Source organism: Sodalis sp. RH14, from assembly GCF_047324285.1.
In the GTDB taxonomy this organism is placed as follows: Bacteria; Pseudomonadota; Gammaproteobacteria; order Enterobacterales; family Enterobacteriaceae; genus Acerihabitans.
In genome coordinates this window covers 3,833,208-3,853,418 of sequence record NZ_CP178739.1, presented here as the reverse complement: position 1 = coordinate 3,853,418, position 20,211 = coordinate 3,833,208, and the positions used below count along the sequence as shown (strand labels likewise).

Below are 20,211 nucleotides of genomic sequence, written 5' to 3'. Positions count from 1 at the left end.
ATTGACTGCTTTAGATTTAAGCAGTTAATTGGCAATAAAGCGTTTTTCGTCCGTCAGTACCTGCAAAAGCAGCGCCAGCTGCGGTTTGGCGTTATGAATAACGTCGCCATTAAGATCGTAGGTGCGGTAATCACCGTTGCTTTGCAGCACGATGCTCTGGGTCGGCGTATTGATAACCAGCGTGCCGTTATCGCCGCTGACCACCCAATCGTTGCTCCGCCTTGGCGCAAACAGATCCTCGCCCTGGGTATAGTCGCTGGCATCGGTGGCGACATGCAGCAGGCGCTGCATCAGCGTGGCGGTGACATCGTTGTGGTAGGTCAGCTTGGTCACCACCTGCGGCGGGGTGCCCGGCCAGTGGATGATAAGCGGCACCTGCAGCTGGTATCGGTTAAGGCGTGTGCCGGCTTCCCGATGGCCGTTCTTGCGATCGTTGAGCTCCAGCCCGTTGGCGGCGGTAATCACTACCACCGTATGCTCCAGGTCTCCCCTGGCGCGCAGGGTGGCGATAATCTGGCCGATATAGCCGTCCAGGCGCTGAGCGCCCTGCTGGTAATGCTCCGCCAGGTTGGGCTTGTTATTCAGGCCGGCGTTGATATCCGTGCCGTTGAATTCCACGTAAGAATACCAGGGCGCATCGCCGGTGGACGCCGCGCGCCACTGTTGCCATTGCTGGGCGGTCTGACTGTCGGGCTGGCTGACCGGCTCCGGCAGGCTGAAATCGGTCAGCAGCGCCTGCCTGTCCAGCGGGCTGCCGAAGCCGTTGGATGAGAACAGGCCCAGCTGATAGCCCTGCTTGCCGAGCGCATCGAATAATACCGAGGTCTTGCGCGCCGCCAGGATGCCGTCCATATAAGAAGACGAAATGCCGTAAAACAGCCCGAACAGCCCGGTATCCGCATGATTGCCGGTGCTGAAATGGTTGGTGAAACGCACGTTGTCGGCGGCGAACTGCTTTAACGTCGGCATCTGTTGGTCGACGGTATCGTTGCGCAGGGCGCCGGTGGCGATGATCAGCAGGTTATATCCGCTGCCTTTATTCTGGAATTGCAGCGGGCTTAACGGGTATTCCACCGCCACCGCCTCGGGATTGCCCTGCTGCACCAGGCGACGCTCGTATTCCTGCGCATCCAGCAGGCCGTGCCGCTCCAGGAAGCGGCGCGCGGTCATGGGGTAGGATAGCGGCAGGTTGGAGCGCTGCATGGTAATCGGCCGGTAGAAATTGGCGTCCGCCCAGATATAGATAATGTGCGAGGCGAAAAAGGCGCAGATAAGCACGATAGCCACGGGCTTGCCGATTTTACGCCGGTTAAGGCTGCGCAGCTTTTGCCATGACCAGGTGCCGAAGAGCATTTCCACCAGGAAGATGATGGGGATGCCGATAAACATCAGCTGCCAGTCGCGCGCCAGCTCACCTTCGTCGGGGTTGACCACCAGTTCCCAGACCACCGGATTAAGGTGGAGGTGGAAACGGGTAAATACCTCGGTATCCACCAGCAGCAGCGTCAGCCCGGCGGTGGCGATAATGGCCGACAGAAAGCGCAGCAGTCGCTGCGACATCACTACAAAGGTCAGCGGGAAGATAATCAGCAGGTAAAGGGTAAAAACGATAAAACTAAAGTGGCCGAGCCAGCTGGTGAACGCGAAAACGCGGCCCAGCAGCGAGCCGGGCCAGTCGGCGACAAAAAGATAGCGGCTGCCGAGCCCAAGGCTAAGCAGGATGTTGAAAAGGGCGAACCAGTGACCCCAACTGATCATTTGGGAAACTTTGTCACGGTAGCGCTGGCTATTTGTCACCATAAATCAGTCTTGGCAGCTCATTAATGCGTATCGTGAGTCCGGACGGAGGAGAGCAGCGCCTCGCCGAAGGAGTTTGCCAGGGTTTTGCGCTGTTCCGGCGCCACGCTGGTGTTGATCACATGAGTAATCATATTACCCAATACCATCAGCGACAAATCGGTTGGCGTACGGTGCTTTTCCAGCACCGCCGACAGTTCGCCCAGCAATGCTTCAACCTCTTCGTCGCTATAACGGGATGCTTGCGGCATAATATATTCTTAGTAATCTGTTAAAGTCCGCTATCTTACCGTATCAACTCCGCTTTTTCCGCTTTTTTATCGCTTTTCAGCCGGGGCGCCCCTGCGCAATGTGCTGTGCCAGCGCAACACCGGTTGAGCTGCGGGCTATTCAGTGTTTGAATACGCACCTGGCCCGAAGGAGAATAAATCATGAGTCTGGATATTGACCAGATAGCATTGCATCAGCTTATCAAACGCGACGAGCAAACGCTGGAACTGGTATTGCGCGATTCGCTTTTGTCCCCCAGCGCGGCGGTGGCGGAGATGATGGCGGAACTGCACCGGGTATATAGCGCGAAAAACAAAGCCTATGGTCTGTTTAACGAAGGCAGCGAGCTGGCGTCGGCGCTGCGCAGCTGCCGTAAGGGCGATGAAGACTTCCTGGCGTTTACCCGCGCCGCCACCGGCAGGCTGCGCGACGAACTGGCCAAATATCCTTTTGCCGAGGGCGGCGTCGTTTTGTTTTGTCAGTACCGCTACCTGGCGGTGGAATATCTGTTGATCGCGGTGTTGAACAGCCTGAGCAGTATGCGGGTGAATGAACAGCTTGATATCAGCAGTACCCATTATCTGGATATAAACCATGCGGATATCGTGGCGCGTATCGATCTGACCGAATGGGATACCAATCCGCAGTCTGCGCGCTATCTGACGTTCCTGAAGGGACGAGTGGGCCGTAAGGTGTCCGACTTTTTTATGGATTTCCTCGCCGCCAGCGAAGGGCTGGACGCCAAAGCGCAGAATCGCGGGCTGTTGCAGGCGGTGGATGATTATTGCGCCGATGCCCAGCTTGATAAAAGCGAGCGGCAGAATGTGCGCCAGCAGGTATACAGCTACTGTAAGGATCAGCTGTCGTCCGGCGAGGAGATCGCGGTGGCCGAGCTGTCCGGGACCCTGCCGCCGGTGGGCGATAAAACCTTTCAGGCGTTTGCCAGCGGGGCGGGGTATGAGCTGGAGGAGAGTTTTCCGGCCGACCGCGGCACCCTGCGCCAGTTGACCAAGTATGCCGGCAGCGGCGGCGGCGTTACGCTGAATTTTGACGCGCAGCTGTTGGGCGAGCGTATTTTCTGGGACCCCGCCACCGATACCCTGACCATCAAAGGTACGCCGCCGAACCTGCGCGATCAGCTTACCCGTCGCCAGAACGGCGGAAGCTAACGTACGGTGTCGGCGGGCCTACCGCGCCATGGGGCCTCGGTCGGGCGGAAAACCACGCCCGATTCAACCCCATCGGCACGGTCTCCCTTGAATACGTTTGCTGTGAGTACGGTGTTGGCGGGCCTACCGCGCCATGGGGCCTCGGTCGGGCGGAAAACCACGCCCGATTCAACCCCATCGGCACGGTCTCCCTTGAACACGTTTGCTATGAGCCCGGTGTTGGCGGGCCTACCGCGCCATGGGGCCTCGGTCGGGCGGAAAACCACGCCCGATTCAACCCCATCGGCACGGTCTCCCTTGAATACGTTTGCTATGAGCCCGGTGTTGGCGGGCCTACCGCGCCATGGGGCCTCGGTCGGGCGGAAAACCACGCCCGATTCAACCCCATCGGCACGGTCTCCCTTGAATACGTTTGCTATGAGCCCGGTGTTGGCGGGCCTACCGCGCCATGGGGCTTCGGTCGGGCGGAAAACCACGCCCGATTCAACCCCATCGGCACGGTCTCCCTTGAACACGTTTGCTATGAGTCCGGTGTTGGCGGGCCTACCGCGCCATGGGGCAAAAAAAAACGCCGCGTAAGCGGCGTCCTTTTATCGTATCGGTTAGTCGCGATTAAACGCGGACAAAGTCGATATGAGTCAGTTTCGGTTTGAACGGATGGCGTTGTACCGCCTGAACCTTAACCTGAGTTTCGGCGCCGTCGATAACCAGTGATAATACGTCGCTATAGAAACCCGGTTTGGTTTGGGTATTCAGCACGATTTCGTGGTCCATCTCGATAGAGACCGGCGCTTCGGTGCCACCATAAACGATAGCAGGAAACTTATTCGCTAGACGCAGGCGGCGGCTCGCACCCTTACCCTGATCTTTACGCACTTCTGCATTAATAATTAACATGTATTTTCTCGATACTTAAAAAAGTAACCCCGCTACAGGCGACCCAGCAGCAGGTTGGATAGACGTGCTTTAAAGTAAAGCGGGCGGAATTCTACCGGAAATACCCCGGCGGGGCAAATAAAACCCCGTCAGCCGCGCAATTCGTGGGCCAGGCGATAACGGCCCTGGTAGTCGAAAATCTTTTCCCTTACCTGCCAGAACGCGCCCTGGCGGCGCGCGACGACAAAATCCGGCGCGCGCAGCCGGTCCGCCGCGCGCTGGATATCGGCGGCGGTTTGCCAGGGAAAGGGCACCCCCGGCGCCCGCTGGTGCAGACGCAGAAAACGGTGCTCGAACACCCGCCGCTGGGGCGGCGTATGCAGCCGGAAACGCTCGGCGACCTCGGCGCCGTCCTCATCATGGTAGGTGATGCGCAGCCATTCGCCTTTGCCGTCGCCCCCGCAGTCAAGCGTCATGCCGCTGCAGCGCAGCACCAGCGCGTCCTTGAGCCGCAGCGCCGCCTTGAGCATATCGTCCGGATCCACCAGGATTTTATCGCATTCGTGGCAGCGCCTGGCGGCGATATCGTTTTCGGCGCCGCAGTCCGGACAGATCTTGCAGCGGAAGCGAAAATCGCATTGGCGGCGTTCGCCATCTTCCTGTTCCTCGAAACCCTGGCAGCGGCGGCCGTAGTGTTCAATGACTTCGCCCTCCGGCGTGGTTTTGCCCCAGAACATATTGGCAAAGCCGCAGAGCGGGCAGAATACCTGGACCGGCGTGCCGGTTCCGGCCGGTTTGGCCTGGCCTATCTCGGGAGAAAATAGATCGTGGCCGTTGCCGGCATAGTCGAGAATCAGGCATCGGGTCTTGCCGGGATAGAGCCGGAGTCCGCGCCCGACAATCTGCTGGTACAGGCCGACCGACTCGGTGGGCCGCAAGATGGCGATCATATCCACATGGGGAGCGTCAAAACCGGTGGTCAGCACCGCCACGTTAACCACGTAGCGTAGCGATTGCCGGCGGAAGGCGTCGATCAGCCGGTCGCGATCCGCCTGGGGCGTTTCGGCGCTGATAAGCGCCGCCTGCGCGGGCGGCAGCAGGCCGAGGACTTCGCGGGCATGTTCTACCGTCGCGGCAAAGATCATCACGCCGCGCTTATCCGCCGCGTACTCCTGTATCTGGCCGACGATAAGCGGCGTGATGCGGTTTTGCCGCCGTACTTCGGTATTCAGCTCCGACTCGGCATAGTAGCCGTTGATATTGGGCGACAGGCGGCTGAAGTCGTAATGCAGCACCGGCATATCCAGGCGCTCCGGCGGCACCAGGAAGCCGTGTTTGATCATATAGTGCAGCGGCAGCTCATAGACGCAGTCGCGAAAGAAACTGCGCTCGTCGCCGCGCACCATGCCGTGATGGTGGTATTGGTATATCCATCCCTTGCCGAGGCGGAAGGGCGTGGCGGTCAGTCCCAGGATGCGCAGCGCCGGCCGGGCGAGGCGCAGATGGCGGATGACCTGCTGATATTGGCTGTCGTCGCCGTCGCCGAGCCGGTGGCATTCATCGATAATCAGCAATGAGAACGCGCTGTCGAACTGATCCAGGTTGCGCGCAACGGACTGTACGCTGCCGAACACCACTTTGCCCCGGCTGTCCCGCTGCTGCAGACCGGCGGCGAAGATATCCGCCTCCAGTCCCAGCGCCTGGAATTTTTCATGGTTTTGCGCCACCAGTTCCTTGACGTGGGCCAGGACCAGAACCCGGCCGCGCGCCAGGCGCGCCAGCTCGGCGATCACCAGGCTTTTGCCGGCGCCGGTGGGCAGCACGATCACCGCCGGTTCGTCGTGGCGGCGAAAATGATCCACCGCCGCGTTGACTGCGTCGCGCTGATAAGGACGTAGGGTGAAGGACATCTCTAAATGAATCTCGTTGTCGGCTATGCTCGGCAGGCAAGCCCCGTTATACTGTGATTTCACTTTATAAGCATATGCGGCATTCGCCGCCTTTCCCGCACGATAGCGGATTCGGGCCATTTGGTCCGGCCGCGCGCCTCCCTTACCGGGCGGGTGGAGCATCGTTGCCGGGCGCTTTCCAAGATTACAGGCAAAACGACGTTAATGCGACTGGACAAATTTTTATCTCAACAGTTAGGTATCAGCCGGGCGCTGGTGCAACGGGAACTGCGCGCCAAGCGGGTGACCGTCGACGGTGATACGGTGAAACAGGGCGCGTTCCAACTGCTGGCGCAACATGAAGTGCGCTTTGACGATCGGGTCCTGCACCAGATACTTGCCCCGCGCTATTTTATGCTGCACAAACCCCAGGGCTATGTGTGCTCAACCGACGATCCCGATCATCCCACCGTGCTGTATTTTATGGACGAACCGGTGCCGGACAAGCTGCACGCCGCCGGACGTCTGGACATCGATACCACCGGCCTGGTGTTGATGACCGACGACGGCCAGTGGTCCCACTGGATCACCTCGCCTAAACATCACTGTGAAAAGACCTATTTGGTGACGCTTGAGGATCCGCTGGACGGGGATATCGCGCGTCAGTTTACCGAAGGGGTGATGCTTCACGGCGAAAAACTGCCGACCCGGCCCGCGCAGCTTGAGCAGCTTGCCGAGCGCGAAGTGCGCCTGACCATCAGCGAAGGGCGTTATCATCAGGTGAAAAGAATGTTCGCCGCGGTGGGTAACCATGTGGTGGCGCTGCATCGCGAACGTGTCGGCGCCATCGTGCTGGATGCGGATCTGGAACCCGGCCAATACCGCGCGCTGACCGCCGATGAAATCGCCGGCATAGGCGCGCCGGCACGTCCGTGACAACGACGGCGGGCGGTGCGTCCGCCGGCCGTGCAGGATTGATAAAGGCATGAACGAGGAGTCGTACAACGTGCAAGCAGACCGGACATCCCATATCGGTTTAATCGTCATCCTGGGTTTATTGTCGATGCTGATGCCATTGGCTATCGATATGTATTTGCCGGCCATGCCGCTGATTGCCTCGGAGTTCGGCGTCGGCGCGGGGAGCGTGCAGATGACCCTGAGCGCCTATGTGCTGGGGTTTTCCATCGGCCAGCTGTTTTACGGGCCGTTGGCCGATAGCCTGGGCCGTAAGCCGGTGATTCTGTTCGGCACGTTCTTTTTTGCCGTCGCCGCCGCGGCTTGCGCGCTGTCGCAATCGGTGGAGCAGCTGATCAATATGCGTTTCTTGCATGGTCTGTCCGCCGCCGCCGCGAGCGTGGTGATCAATGCGCTGATGCGCGATATGTTCACCAAGGATGATTTTTCACGCATGATGTCGTTTGTGGTGCTGGTGATGACGGTGGCGCCGCTGCTGGCTCCCATCATCGGCGGCGTGCTGCTGGTGGTGTTTAACTGGCATGCCATTTTCTGGATCATGAGCCTGACGGCGCTGGTGGCCACCGTGCTGGTGATGCTGTATATCCGGGAAACGCTGCCCAGGGAGCGGCGGCAAAAGTTTAATCTGCGCACCACCATCGGCAACTTCGGCGCGTTGTTTCGCCATAAGCGGGTGTTCAGCTATATGCTGGCCAGCGGTTTTTCCTTTGCCGGGATGTTTTCGTTCCTGAGCGCCGGGCCGTTTGTCTATATCAATCTTAACGGCGTTTCGCCGCAGAATTTCGGTTATTATTTTGCCCTTAACGTCTTGTTTTTGTTTATCATGACGCTTATCAACAGCCGGAGCGTGAGGCATTTCGGGGCGCAGAAGATGTTCCGTTTCGGGTTGTTTATCCAGTTGCTGATGGGTATCTGGCTGTTGATCGTTTGCGGCATGAACCTGGGGTTCTGGCCGTTGGTTATCGGCGTGGCGGTGTTTGTCGGCTGCGTGGCGATGGTGACGTCCAACGGCATGGCCGTGATCCTGGATGATTTTCCGCATATGGCCGGTACCGCCTCGTCGCTGGCGGGAACGCTGCGGTTCGGCGTGGGCGCGGTAATCGGTGCGTTGTTGTCGCTGGCGACGTTTTCCAGCGCCTGGCCGATGGTATTGTCCATGGCGTTTTGCACCATCAGCGCGATGTTGTGTTATCTGTATGCCAGCCGTCCGCGGCGGGCGGCGCGTACCGCGTCATAGCGTTTTCCTTTTCACACGCCGGGCGTTGGCACGTTCTCCCTTAACACTTCTGTTTTGGGTTTGGTGTTGGCGGGCTTACCGTGCCATGGGGTGCTCTGTTGGGCGGGAACACCACGCCGATTCGACCCCATTGGCACGCTCTCCCTTTTACACATCTTGTGTAGGTTTAACGATCGCCGTCCTGGCAATATTGGGCTTCCGTGAAGATAAATGTCGCCCCGGCGAGGGCTTCGCCTGCTTTGCGTTAGCGTGCGTCAGGGCTTATGACGCCTCGGCAAGGGTTTCGCCTGCTTTGCGTTAGTGTGCGTCAGGGCTTATGTCGCCTCGGCAAGGGTTTCGCCTGCTTTGCGTTAGCGTGCGTCAGGGCTTATGTCGCCTCGGCAAGGGTTTCGCCTGCTTTGCGTTAGCGTGCGTCAGGGCTTATGACGCCTCGGCAAGGGTTTCGCCTGCTTTGCGTTAGCGTGCGTCAGGGCTTATATCGCCACGGCAAGGGTTTCGCCTGCTTTGCGTTAGCGTGCGTCAGGGCTTATGTCGCCTCGGCGAAGGTTTCGCTTGCCGTGCGTGAGGTGTTCATAGGTATTGCCGGATGCCGGCAAGCGACAAAGAGGCCGTACCGCGACGGCCTCCTTGACCTCCGCGCGCCCGGCAGGTCGCGCGTCGCTGCGCGATGCCTTCCGCCGCCAATGTCCCCGTGATGCACCGGCCCGTTATGCGCTCCCGGCGCAACGGGCCTTTCGCCGCTCCCGGCGGCTCATGCCGGGGCCACCGGCGCCGTCAGCGCGCTTTATGCCGGGATATCTGTCGCGGCCAGCGCTGTGATGTATAGGGCATCGGCGCCGCTGTGGGTTTAGTGGAAGGTACAGCAGACAGAGAAGCGGCTAATCATTGTGCAATGCAAAAGGCACCGCGACAGGTCAGTCATACATGCAAATATACATGCAGTCGGCAGCCGGCAATTATCAGTCATACATCATGCGATGCAGCCAACATTTACACCGTCAGCAGTCATACGGCCAGCGTCTCATACCGCCGGAAATTATGGTCAGACAACCACGTAGCCGGGCATAAACCCGCCACAGTGAGAGTAGGTAGCTGGCCGCAAATCTTAGCTAAACTAAACTAAGCCAAGCTAATTTAAGTTAACCCAAAATTAATACCGATATTTTTCCCGGTACGTGCATATTACTTACTACCAAAAAACGCTATTTTACTCACAGACGATGGTGTTGACGTGGTGCCGGCATAGAGTGCGCCGGCAGCGCGCATCCCGGCTGGATGAGCCGCCGGGAGCGGCGAAAGCTAAGGGCCGCGCCGGGAGCGCGTCCCGTGCGGTCCCAAAGCCGGGATGCGTGATGCCGGGAACCGCGCAGCGGCGCACGATCTGCCGGACGCGCGGAGGTCAAGGAGGCCGTCGCGGTACGGCCTCTTTGTCGCTTGCCGGCACCCGGCATTCCATATAACCGCCGAACGCACGGCAAGCGAAACCCGCGCCGAGGCGACATAAACCCTGCCACAAGGCAAACCAAGACACAGCAAGCGAAACCCGCGCCGAGGTGACATAAACCCTGCCACAAGGCAAGCCAAGACACAGTAAGCGAAACCCGCGCCGAGGCGACATAAACCCTGCCACAAGGCAAGCCAAGATACAGCAAGCGAAACCCGCGCCGAGGCGACATAAACCCTGCCACAAGGCAAACCAAGACACAGCAAGCGAAACCCGCGCCGAGGTGACATAAACCCTGCCACAAGGCAAACCAAGACACAGCAAGCGAAACCTTCGCCGAGGCGGCATAAACCCTGCCACAAGGCAAACCAAGACACAGCAAGCGAAACCCGCGCCGAGGTGACATAAACCCTGCCACAAGGCAAGCCAAGACACAGTAAGCGAAACCCGCGCCGAGGCGACATAAACCCTGCCACAAGGCAAGCCAAGGCACAGCAAGCGAAACCTTCGCCGAGGCGACATAAACCCTGCCACAAGCCAAGACAAGACACAGTAAGCGAAACCCTCGCCGAGGCGACATAAACCCTGCCATAAGGCAAACCAAGGCACAGCAAACAAAACCCTCACCGAGACCACTTAACCCCTGACGCCCCCTTTACCTTTTATTTATCCTGAAACCTTTTGTAGCGCATCGGTTACAAATAGTCGCAAATCTGCGCTTGTTTTTCTTTTCCTCGTAATGATAATCAATATCGTTTTAATTGACGTTTCTTTACTTTTTCTCGCCCCCAAAAGCATCGAGGTGATGGGTATGTTTGTGCCTTTTCTGATTATGCTGCGTGAGGGTCTCGAGGCGGCGCTGATCGTGAGCCTTATCGCCGGCTATCTGAAAAAGACCGGCCGCGGCCGCTGGCTAAAAGCGGTGTGGGTGGGCGTGCTAAGCGCGGCGCTGTTGTGCCTGGCGGTGGGTGTCGTCATTAACGAAACCACCGGCGAATTTCCGCAAAAGCAACAGGAACTGTTCGAGGGCATCGTGGCGGTGCTGGCGGTCCTCATCCTGACCTGGATGGTGTTCTGGATGCGCAAGATGTCCCGCTCGATTAAAGCCCAGCTGGAAAGCGCCGTCGATCAGGCGCTCAGCAATGCCCGCGGGCAGGGCTGGGCGCTGGTGGGCATGGTGTTTTTTGCCGTGGCCCGCGAGGGGTTGGAATCGGTGTTTTTTTTGCTGGCGGCGTTTCAGCAGGACGTAGGCATCGAGGCGCCCATCGGCGCGGTGTTGGGATTGGCCTGCGCCATCGTCTTGGGGATGCTGATGTATTACGGCGGCATCCGCCTGCGCATGGAGAAGTTTTTCAAATGGACCAGCCTGTTTATTCTGTTTGTGGCCGCGGGGCTGGCGGCCGGGGCAATTCGCGCTTTCCACGAAGCGGGATTATGGAATGGTTTCCAGGCAATCGCATTTGATTTCAGCGCCACCCTATCCACCCAATCGTTGTTCGGCACCTTGCTTGAGGGGCTGCTGGGTTATCAGGAAGCGCCCACCGTCAGTGAAGTGGCCGTGTATTTGTTATACCTGGTGCCGGCCCTGGTGATGTTTTTCCTGCCTGCGCGGGGCAACCGGACGACACGTGTCGCCGGATAAAATCCATTAAATTGTTCCACTATTCAGGGTAAAAAAAATGTCCAATATGCAACGCTTCCGTCGCCGCATTCTTCCTGCCGCCTTACTGGTGGCGCCGGTGCTGTCGGCATGGGGCTGGCCCGCGCTGGCGGCCGATATTCCTCAGGTCAAGATTACCGTTAACGATAAGCAGTGCGATCCGATGGCGCTGAACGTTAAACCGGGCAAAACGCAGTTTATTATTCATAACGCCAGCCAGAAAGGGCTGGAGTGGGAAATCCTCAAGGGCGTGATGGTGGTCGAGGAGCGCGAGAACGTGGCGCCGGGCTTTACCCAGAAGATGACCGCCACCCTGGAGCCGGGGGAATACGATATGACCTGCGGCCTGCTGAGCAATCCGAAGGGCAAGCTGACGGTTTCGGCGGACGGCGGCGCGGGCGCGGCGAAACCGGATGCCATGGCGCTGGTGGGGCCGATTGCCGATTATAAAGTCTATGTGCTGCAACAGGTCGGCGAGCTTGTCTCCCATACCAAGACCTTTACCGATGCGGTGAAGAAAGGCGATCTGGCCACCGCGCAGAAGCTGTTTGCCCCCACCCGCGTGTATTACGAGCGTATCGAGCCTATCGCCGAACTGTTCTCGGATCTGGACGGCAGTATTGATGCCCGCGAAGATGATTTCGAGCAGAAATCCGCCGACCCGAAATTCACCGGTTTCCACCGGCTGGAAAAAATCCTCTTCAGCGATAAAACCACGGCCGGCACCGCCCCGTTTGCCGATCAATTGTATAAAGATACCCAGGATCTGCAAAAACGCATCGGCGACCTGACCTTCCCGCCGAGTAAAGTGGTCGGCGGCGCCGCCGGACTGATTGAGGAGGTGGCCTCCAGTAAGATCAGCGGCGAGGAAGACCGTTACAGCCGTACCGATCTTTCCGATTTCCAGGCCAATATCGACGGATCGCAAAAAATCGTCAACCTGCTGCGCCCGCTGCTGCAAAAAGCCGATGCGCCGCTGCTGGCGAAAATTGACGGTAACTTTGCCAAGGTGGATAACGTCCTGATGAAATACCGTAATAAAGACGGCTTTGCGTCTTATGACAAGCTGACCGATGCCGATCGCACCGCGCTCAAAGGCCCGATCACCGCCCTGGCGGAAGATCTGGCGCTGCTGCGCGGCGTGCTGGGGCTGGAGTAGGGTTGAGCGCCTGATGAGTGCTGATAAAGATAAAAACAGCGGTAAGGCGGCGTCGCCATCACGGCGCCGCTGGCTGAAGGGGCTTGGCGCCCTCGGCGGCGCCCTGGCGTTGCGCGGCGCGGCGGCGGCGCCGGCTCCTGCTCCCGATGAGCATTCCCCCGGCACCTTGTCACCCGACGAGCGCTGGCAGCGCCAGCCGTTTTACGGACCCCGGCAGGCCGGCATCACCACGCCGCAGCAGGCGGCCATGATGCTGGTGGCGTTTGACGTGCTGGCCGGAGATAAGGACGATCTGCGGCGGTTGTTTCGCGTGCTGACCGAGAGGATTGCATTTTTAACCACCGGCGGGCAGGCGCCGGCGGTGGATGATAAATTGCCGCCGATGGACTCCGGCATTCTGGGCGAGCATATCGCCCCGGATAACCTGACCATCACGGTGGCGGTGGGCGACTCGTTGTTTGACGATCGTTTCGGCCTCGCCGCGCTGAAACCCCGGCGGCTGCAAAAGATGACGCGTTTTGCCAACGATGCGCTGGACGCTGATTTATGCCATGGCGATCTGCTGTTGCAAATTTGCGCCAACGGCAGTGACACGGTGATTCATGCGCTGCGGGATATCATTAAACATACCCCGGATCTGCTGAGCGTGCGCTGGAAGCGCGAAGGCTTTATTTCCGCCAGCGCGGCGCGCAGCCGGGGCAAGGAGACACCGATTAATTTGCTGGGCTTCAAGGACGGCACCGGCAATCCGGATACCCGCGACCCCGGCCTGATGGATCGGGTAATCTGGGTCGGCGCCGGTACGGATGAACCCGCCTGGGCGGTAAACGGCAGTTACCAGGCGGTGCGCATTATCCGCTTTCACGTCGAGTCCTGGGATCGTACGCCGCTGCACGAGCAGCAGACCATCTTCGGCCGTGATAAGCGCACCGGCGCGCCGCTGGGCATGGCCAATGAACATGATGTGCCCGACTACAGCCGCGATCCGCAGGGCAAGGTCATCCCGCTCGATGCCCATATGCGTCTGGCCAATCCCCGTACGCCCGCCACCCAAGGCAACCTGATGCTGCGCCGGGGCTATAGCTATTCCCTGGGCGTTTCCCGCTCCGGCCAGCTGGATATGGGATTGTTGTTCGTCTGCTTCCAGCAGGATCTGGAGCAGGGGTTTCTCGCCGTGCAGCGCAGGCTTAACGGCGAGGCGCTGGAAGAATACATCCAGCCCATCGGCGGGGGCTACTTTTTTGCCCTGCCGGGGGTCGAGCGCCAGGACGGCTATCTGGCGCAGTCGCTGCTGGCATAACGCCGGCGGTTTTCCCCCTTCTGCCGCTTTGCCGGCGCGGCTGCCCTGCGCCGGCGTGCATGTCGATTTTCCTGTGAACCGCCGTCCCCTTTACCCGCCGCGACGGCGGGAGCGCATCCTATCCTTCCTCCCGTGGCATTTTTTTGTTCGCAAAATGTAAATAATAAGCTCAGTTAAAGTTATGCAAATGCATAAAAAACAGTTGTGCTACGGCGTTTAACGCGGTACATATAGGCCGAAAAGAGATCTGTCTCTCATTTCAAAGTTATCTATGCTGTTTTTATGAACATATTGACTGCTAATGTCACGCTAATATTATAGTATTGTGATAAAATTGTTACTAAGTAGTTTAATCGTCTGGGGACGTGGAGTGACAAATCTACAGTTATCCGTGGTGCATCGTTTGCCACAATATTACCGCTGGCTGAATGGGTTTAGCGGCATCAAAGTCGAACCGATATCCGCCGGTGATTGCGACGATAACGACCTGATTGGCCTGACGCTGTTAAGCCATGAAGGCGATACGGCGTGGGAAGTGATGCGGGAACTGGCGCGTTCCCTGGTGGAAATCCAGGTCACCTGCTCGGTGCTGGAATGCGAAGGGCAGCCTTGCCTGTTTTTGCACCGTGACGATGAATGCACCGGCCTGTGCCGGCTGAAAAACATGGGCGTGGCCATCGCCGAGCCCGCGTCGGCATCGTACTATTCTTAAGACCAGTACCCGGGCGCGCCGCGCTTACCCGGCCGCCAGCAGCAACTGGCGGGTATACTCCGCTGAGGGTGCGTCGAACACCTGCAGGCAGGCTCCCTGTTCCACGACTTCCCCTTCCCGCAGTACCATCACCTGATGACACATTGCCCGCACCACCTGCAGATCGTGGCTGATAAACAGGTAGGTCAGCTGGTGTTTTTCCTGCAGTGATTTCAGCAATTGCAGGATCTGCGCCTGCACCGATCTGTCCAGCGACGAGGTGGGTTCATCGAGGATTACCACGTCCGGCTGCAAAATCAGCGCCCGGGCGATGGCGATGCGCTGGCGCTGCCCGCCGGAAAATTCGTCGGGGTAACGATGGCGGGTGTCGGGATCGAGCCCCACTTCGCTTAGCGCGGCAATCACCCGCCGGTCCTGTTCCTGCGCCGAAAAATGATGATGCACGCGCAGCCCCTCCACCACGATTTGCGCCACCGTCAGCCGGGGATTCAGCGCCGAGTTCGGGTCCTGGAACACCACCTGGATACGGCGGCGCAGCGGCAGCATGCCGCGCCGGTTAAACTGATGCAGCGGCTGGCCGTCAAACCAGATCTCGCCGTCGGATTTCAGCAACCGCAGCACCGCCAGCGCCGTGGTGCTTTTGCCTGAGCCGGATTCGCCCACCAATCCCAGGCTTTCGCCGCGCCGCAGGCTAAATGACACCCCGCGTACGGCGCTTTTTTGCGCCGCCTGGCGGCGAAACAGCCCCTGGCGCCCGGAAAAGGTCACGCCCAGATTAGCGACCCGCAGCAGCGCCGGCGCCCCCGGCGGCACCGGCAGCGGCTCGCCTCCCGGCTCCGCCGCCAGCAAACGGCGGGTATAAGGGTGTTGCGGCGCGCTGAAGAGGGCGTCGCGCCCGCCGATCTCCACGCATTTGCCTTCCTGCATCACCGCCACGTTGTCCGCCAAACGGCGCACGATATTCAGGTTATGGGTGATAAACAGCAGCGCCATGCCCATCTCCCGGCGCAGGTCGGTCAGCAATGCCAGGATCTGCGCCTGTACCGTTACGTCCAGCGCGGTGGTCGGCTCGTCGGCAATCAGCAGTTTGGGCCGGGTGAGCAGGGCCATGGCGATCATCACCCGCTGGCGTTCGCCGCCGGAGAGCTGGTGGGGGAAATCCCGCAGCCGGGATTTGGCCTGGCGGATGCCCACCCGATCGAGGCTGGCCAGCACTTCGGCGCGGGCTTCGGCGCCGCGCATGTCCCGATGCAGCGCCAGCACCTCCAGCAGCTGTTTTTCCACGCTGTGCAGCGGGTTAAGCGACGACATCGGTTCCTGGAAGATCATGGCGATGTCATTGCCGCGCACGCGCCTGAGCGTTGCGTCTGGGGCATGCAGCAGGCTCTTGCCGGCGAACAGGATATCGCCATGGGGGTAGCACACCTGCGGCTGGGGCAGCAGGCGCAGGACCGACAGGGCGGTAACGCTTTTGCCCGAACCGGATTCGCCTACCAGCGCCAGCGTTTCGCCGGCGTTAAGCGCCAGCGTCACCTTATCCACCACCTGCCGGGTTTGATTGCCCTGGCCAAAGGCGACGCTCAGTTCCTTGATTTCTAACAATGGCGTGGTCATAGGTTAATGCGCCTTGCTGGGGTCAAAGGCGTCGCGCACCGCTTCGCCGATAAAAATCAGTAATGACAGCACCAGGGCCAGCGTGACAAAAGCGGTAATGCCGAGCCACGGCGCCTGGAGGTTATTTTTGCCTTCCAGCAACAGGTTGCCCAGGGACGGCGAGCCGATGGGCAGGCCGAAACCGAGAAAATCCAGCGAGGTCAGCGTGGTAATGGACCCGCACAGGATAAAGGGCAGGAAGGTCAGCGTCGCCACCATGGCATTGGGCAGCATATGGCGCAGCATGATCATCCGATCGCTGACCCCCATGGCCTGGGCGGCGCGGATATAGTCGAAATTACGGGCGCGCAGGAATTCGGCGCGCACCACGCCCACCAGGCCCATCCAGCCGAACAGCACGGTAATGGCCAGCAGCCACCCGAAGTCCGGCGGCACGACGCTTGATAATAAAATAATCAAAAACAGCGTCGGCATGCCGGACCAGACCTCGATAAAGCGCTGTCCCCACAGGTCCAGCCGGCCGCCGTAATAGCCCTGGCTGGCGCCGACGATAATGCCGATAACGCTTGAAAGCAGGGTCAGCGCCAGGCCGAACAGCATCGACAGCCGGAAGCCATACAATAAGTTGGCCAGCACATCCTTGCCGGTGCTGTCGGTACCCAGCCAGTTCTGCCGGCTTGGCGGCGACGGGAAGGGCCGGGCGGTGGCGAAGTTAATGGTGCGGTAGTCATAGCGTACCGGCGCCCATATCGCCCAGCCGTGCGCGGCCAGCCGCCCGGCGATATAGGGATCGCGGTAATCGGTCCTGGTCGCCAGCTCGCCGCCGAAGGTGGTCTCGCTGTAGTTAAACAGCAGCGGCGAATAAAATTGTCCCTGGTAGCGCACCAGCAGGGGCTTGTCGTTGGCCACCAGCTCCGAGGCGAGGCTCAGGATAAACAGCAGCAGAAATAGCCATAACGACCAGTAGCCCCGGCGGTTGCGGCGAAAACGCGCCCAGCGCGCCTGGTTGACGGAACTCAGTCTCATTGGCGGCCCTCGAAATCAATGCGCGGGTCGACCAGCGTATAGGTCATATCGCTGAGGATATTGAGCAGCAGGCCGATCAGGGTAAAGATATATAACGTGCCGAACATGACCGGGTAATCCCGTTGCAGGGTGGCGTCGTACCCCAGCAGCCCCAGGCCGTTAAGGGAAAACATCACCTCAATCAGCAGCGAACCGGTAAAAAACATGCTGATAAAGGTGGCGGGGAAACCGGCTATCACCAGCAGCATGGCGTTGCGAAACACATGGCGGTAGAGGATCTGGTTTTCCGTCAGCCCCTTGGCGCGCGCGGTGGTGACGTATTGCTTGCGGATCTCGTCCAGGAACGCGTTTTTAGTCAACATGGTCAGGGTGGCGAATCCGCCAATCACCGTGGCCAGCACCGGCAGCGTGATATGCCAAAGATAATCGGTGATTTTTTTATACCACGGCAGGCTGTCGAAATGGCTCGAGACCAGACCGCGCAACGGGAACCAGTCCAGATAGCTGCCGCCGGCGAACAGCACAATCAGCAGTATGGCGAACAAGAAGGCCGGGATCGCGTAGCCGATGATGATAAGCGTGCTGCTCCAGACGTCGAAGGCGCTGCCGCTGCGCACCGCTTTTTTGATGCCGAGCGGGATCGACACCAGATAGATGATAAGCGTGCTCCACAAGCCGAGGGTAATGGAGACCGGCATGCTTTCCCTGATCAAATGCATTACCGTGGCGCCGCGAAACAGGCTGTCGCCAAAATCAAAGCGCACATAGTTCCACAGCATGGTGAAATAGCGCTCATGCAGCGGTTTATCGAAGCCGTAGCGCCGGGTAATCTCCGCAATCACCTCCGGATCCAGGCCCCGCGCGCCGCGGTACTGGCTGTCGCCGATCTGGCCGCCGTGCAGCGTTTGCACGCGGGCGGCGGGGTCACTGTGCCCGGCGCTGAAGCCGCTTTGCTGGCCCATCTCAATGGCGGCGATGGCCTGATCCACCGGTCCGCCGGGGGCAATTTGCACGATAAAGAAGTTCAGGGTAATGATGGCCCAAAGCGTCGGGATCACCAGCAATAAACGGCGTAACAAATAGGTTAGCAAGCGGCTCCTCCCTTAGAGCTTTGTCGATAGTCAGACGCAGGACGCACCGGGCGGCCGCGGCCGGCGTCAGCGTCGTTCCGCGGGCAGCCTGGCCGCCCGGTTGACATCATACCACCAGGTATCGAAACCCAGCGCATAGGTGGGTTTAACGGCCGGCATGGCGAATTTATCCCAATAGGCCAGACGGGTCTGATGGGAAAACCACTGGGGAATCATAAAATAATTCCAGGTCAGCACCCGGTCCAGCGCCCGCCCCAGGGGCAGCAGCGCTTTTTCGTCGCCCTGGTGGCGCACGATTTCGTTGATCAGGCGGTCAACCGCCGGATCCTTGACGCCGGGGCGGTTATAGCTGGATTCCACATAGGCGCTGCCCCACAGGATTTGCAAATCGCCGCTGGGGTAGGGGAAGGCGGCATAGCTTGACGGCATCATATCAAAATCACGTTTGCGCAGGCGGTTGGTAAACTGCGCGCTGTCCACCTGACGCAACGTCATCTGTATGCCCAGGCGCTGCAGGTTGTGCTGGAAGGGCAGGATGTAATTGCTGCTGTTGCTGCCGCTCATCAGCATCATTTCAAAGGCAAACGGCTTGCCGGTTTTGACGTTGACCAATTGCTGGTCCTTTAATTCCCAGCCGGCCTGCTTTAACAGCCCAAGCGCCTTAAGCAGGTTTTTGCGGTCATAACCGCTGCCGTCCGATACCGGCGGCTGGTAGCGTTCGGTAAACACCTCCGGCGGCACCTGGCCTTTCAGCGGCGCCAGCACCGCCAGTTCGTCCACGCCGGGATAGTCCCGCGCCGCATAGTCGGTATTGATGAAATAGCTGTCGACCCGCTGGTACCCCTGGTAAAACAGCGCCTTGTTCATCCATTCAAAATCAAACGCCAGCGTCAGCGCCTCGCGCACCCGCCGGTCGGCGAACAGCGGGCGCTGGATATTAAATGCCAGCCAGGGCGTTGCGACCGGCGCATCGTTGGGTATTTCCTGCTTGATGATATAGCCGCGTTCCACGTTGCCGCCGTGGTACTGCGTGGCCCACAGCTTGGGCGAGCTTTCGATGCGCAAATCAAACGCGCCGGCTTTAAACGCTTCCAGCGCCACGTTGTCGTCCAGGTAATAATCATAACGGATGCTGTCAAAATTATTACGGCCGCGGTTGACCGGCAGGTTGGCCGCCCAATAATCGCGGACACGCGAGTAGGTGACATACTGCCCGGTACGCCAGGACGTAATGCGGTAAGGCCCGCTGGCCGGCGGCGGCGAGGTCAGCGGGTCGCCGAGTTTGTGATGCTGCCAATAGCTTTCCGGCATAATCGGCAAGGTCAGCAGGCCCAGCAGCATCTCTTTATCGGGTTTGGGAAACTCGTAGCGTACCGTGAGCGGCGCGATGGCTTTTACCGTGACGCCTTTGTAATAAATACGAAATTGCGGCACCCCTTCGGTCATGAATTTGCCGAAGGTGAAGGCCACGTCCCGGGCGGTGATGGGCTGATGGTTGTGATACTGCGCCTGGGGATTGATGGACACCTCCATCCAGGAAAAATCGCTGGGATAGCGCGCCGATTCCGCCACCAGGGGATAATAGCTGCCCATCTCATCGTCCGAGGTGATAAATAAACCGTCATAGAGCTGGTCGGTGCGCATCGCCGCCGAGCCGCGCAGGGCAAAACGGTTAAAATTGTCAAAGGTGCCGATGGCCGCCAGGGTTATGGCGCCGCCCTTGGGCGCGGCGGGGTTGACGTAATCAAAATGGCTGAAGTCGCTGGGGTATTTCGGCTGGCCCAATAGCGCAAAAGCGTAGCTTTCATTAATAGTGTCAATAGTGTCGGCGCGCGGGCCGAGGCAGACGACGCTGAGAATCAGCGCAATCCAAACACGTGGAAACATCAGGTTACGCTCCTGGGATAACACCAAATAGTATTGAAAGGGCAAGCCGCTGAAGGCTGTCTATTATACTAATGCCTAAAACAATGCCATTAACGGTTTTTTTGC

Annotated in this window: 15 protein-coding genes; 7 read left to right on the top strand and 8 right to left on the bottom strand. The window is 59.3% G+C overall.

What is annotated here, in order from left to right; translation table 11 throughout:
- Positions 1–24: 24 nt before the first annotated feature.
- On the bottom strand, positions 25–1,800 hold the full coding sequence (gene yejM, locus ACL2XQ_RS17420) for an LPS biosynthesis-modulating metalloenzyme YejM (RefSeq protein WP_410014283.1): 1,776 nt from the start codon (positions 1,798–1,800) through the stop codon (positions 25–27).
- 20 nt (positions 1,801–1,820) lie between these two features.
- Positions 1,821–2,048, bottom strand: coding sequence for a YejL family protein (locus ACL2XQ_RS17415; RefSeq protein ID WP_410014284.1), 228 nt, complete (start codon positions 2,046–2,048; stop codon positions 1,821–1,823).
- Between the two features lie 180 nt (positions 2,049–2,228).
- On the opposite strand from ACL2XQ_RS17415, the gene yejK reads away from it, so the two are divergent.
- On the top strand, positions 2,229–3,236 hold the full coding sequence (gene yejK, locus ACL2XQ_RS17410; RefSeq protein ID WP_410014285.1) for a nucleoid-associated protein YejK: 1,008 nt from the start codon (positions 2,229–2,231) through the stop codon (positions 3,234–3,236).
- Positions 3,237–3,848: 612 nt separating this feature from the next.
- On the opposite strand, the gene rplY is transcribed toward yejK, so the two are convergent.
- Positions 3,849–4,133 carry a 50S ribosomal protein L25 gene (gene rplY / locus ACL2XQ_RS17405; protein WP_410014286.1) on the bottom strand — a complete coding sequence of 95 codons (285 nt, stop codon included), beginning with the start codon at positions 4,131–4,133 and terminating at the stop codon, positions 3,849–3,851.
- A 128-nt stretch (positions 4,134–4,261) separates the two neighbouring features.
- Positions 4,262–6,022, bottom strand: coding sequence for a DEAD/DEAH box helicase (locus ACL2XQ_RS17400; protein WP_410014287.1), 1,761 nt, complete (start codon positions 6,020–6,022; stop codon positions 4,262–4,264).
- Positions 6,023–6,226: 204 nt separating this feature from the next.
- Between ACL2XQ_RS17400 and rsuA the strand changes: the two genes are divergently transcribed.
- From rsuA to ACL2XQ_RS17370, 6 genes are all read left to right on the top strand, one after another.
- Positions 6,227–6,937: a 16S rRNA pseudouridine(516) synthase RsuA gene (gene rsuA, locus ACL2XQ_RS17395; RefSeq protein ID WP_410014288.1), complete on the top strand. Its 711-nt coding sequence runs from the start codon at positions 6,227–6,229 to the stop codon at positions 6,935–6,937.
- A gap of 70 nt (positions 6,938–7,007) precedes the next feature.
- Positions 7,008–8,213, top strand: a complete 1,206-nt coding sequence (locus ACL2XQ_RS17390; protein ID WP_410016770.1) for a Bcr/CflA family multidrug efflux MFS transporter — start codon at positions 7,008–7,010, stop codon at positions 8,211–8,213.
- A gap of 2,255 nt (positions 8,214–10,468) precedes the next feature.
- A complete protein-coding gene (gene efeU, locus ACL2XQ_RS17385; RefSeq protein ID WP_410014289.1) occupies positions 10,469–11,299 on the top strand; it encodes an iron uptake transporter permease EfeU in 831 nt (276 codons plus the stop codon).
- A 37-nt stretch (positions 11,300–11,336) separates the two neighbouring features.
- Complete coding sequence (gene efeO, locus ACL2XQ_RS17380) at positions 11,337–12,476, top strand: iron uptake system protein EfeO (protein ID WP_410014290.1); 1,140 nt, start codon at positions 11,337–11,339, stop codon at positions 12,474–12,476.
- Positions 12,477–12,489: 13 nt separating this feature from the next.
- Positions 12,490–13,776, top strand: a complete 1,287-nt coding sequence (efeB, locus tag ACL2XQ_RS17375; protein ID WP_410014291.1) for an iron uptake transporter deferrochelatase/peroxidase subunit — start codon at positions 12,490–12,492, stop codon at positions 13,774–13,776.
- Positions 13,777–14,146: 370 nt separating this feature from the next.
- Positions 14,147–14,488 (top strand): YejG family protein, encoded by a 342-nt coding sequence (locus ACL2XQ_RS17370; RefSeq protein WP_410014292.1) that lies wholly within the window; start codon positions 14,147–14,149, stop codon positions 14,486–14,488.
- Between the two features lie 24 nt (positions 14,489–14,512).
- Here the strand turns inward: ACL2XQ_RS17370 and yejF are convergent, their stop codons facing one another.
- The 4 genes from yejF to ACL2XQ_RS17350 form a co-directional block, all read right to left on the bottom strand.
- Positions 14,513–16,102 (bottom strand): microcin C ABC transporter ATP-binding protein YejF, encoded by a 1,590-nt coding sequence (gene yejF, locus ACL2XQ_RS17365; RefSeq protein ID WP_413739503.1) that lies wholly within the window; start codon positions 16,100–16,102, stop codon positions 14,513–14,515.
- 3 nt (positions 16,103–16,105) lie between these two features.
- Positions 16,106–17,128, bottom strand: a complete 1,023-nt coding sequence (locus ACL2XQ_RS17360; protein WP_410014294.1) for an ABC transporter permease — start codon at positions 17,126–17,128, stop codon at positions 16,106–16,108.
- On the bottom strand, positions 17,125–18,219 hold the full coding sequence (locus ACL2XQ_RS17355) for a microcin C ABC transporter permease YejB (RefSeq protein WP_410014295.1): 1,095 nt from the start codon (positions 18,217–18,219) through the stop codon (positions 17,125–17,127). The genes ACL2XQ_RS17360 and ACL2XQ_RS17355 overlap by 4 nt, the downstream gene beginning before the upstream one ends.
- A gap of 66 nt (positions 18,220–18,285) precedes the next feature.
- Positions 18,286–20,106: an extracellular solute-binding protein gene (locus ACL2XQ_RS17350; protein WP_410014296.1), complete on the bottom strand. Its 1,821-nt coding sequence runs from the start codon at positions 20,104–20,106 to the stop codon at positions 18,286–18,288.
- Between the last annotated feature and the right edge of the window lie 105 nt (positions 20,107–20,211).

Bases quoted from the DNA above. Each gene is read 5' to 3' on its own strand.
- efeB (WP_410014291.1), top strand. From the start codon at position 12,490: ATGAGTGCTGATAAAGATAAAAACAGCGGTAAGGCGGCGTCGCCATCA.
- rsuA (WP_410014288.1), top strand. From the start codon at position 6,227: ATGCGACTGGACAAATTTTTATCTCAACAGTTAGGTATCAGCCGGGCG.
- ACL2XQ_RS17360 (WP_410014294.1), bottom strand. From the start codon at position 17,128: ATGAGACTGAGTTCCGTCAACCAGGCGCGCTGGGCGCGTTTTCGCCGC.
- ACL2XQ_RS17400 (WP_410014287.1), bottom strand. From the start codon at position 6,022: ATGTCCTTCACCCTACGTCCTTATCAGCGCGACGCAGTCAACGCGGCG.
- ACL2XQ_RS17415 (WP_410014284.1), bottom strand. From the start codon at position 2,048: ATGCCGCAAGCATCCCGTTATAGCGACGAAGAGGTTGAAGCATTGCTG.
- ACL2XQ_RS17350 (WP_410014296.1), bottom strand. From the start codon at position 20,106: ATGTTTCCACGTGTTTGGATTGCGCTGATTCTCAGCGTCGTCTGCCTC.
- yejF (WP_413739503.1), bottom strand. From the start codon at position 16,102: ATGACCACGCCATTGTTAGAAATCAAGGAACTGAGCGTCGCCTTTGGC.
- efeU (WP_410014289.1), top strand. From the start codon at position 10,469: ATGTTTGTGCCTTTTCTGATTATGCTGCGTGAGGGTCTCGAGGCGGCG.
- efeO (WP_410014290.1), top strand. From the start codon at position 11,337: ATGTCCAATATGCAACGCTTCCGTCGCCGCATTCTTCCTGCCGCCTTA.
- rplY (WP_410014286.1), bottom strand. From the start codon at position 4,133: ATGTTAATTATTAATGCAGAAGTGCGTAAAGATCAGGGTAAGGGTGCG.
- yejM (WP_410014283.1), bottom strand. From the start codon at position 1,800: ATGGTGACAAATAGCCAGCGCTACCGTGACAAAGTTTCCCAAATGATC.
- yejK (WP_410014285.1), top strand. From the start codon at position 2,229: ATGAGTCTGGATATTGACCAGATAGCATTGCATCAGCTTATCAAACGC.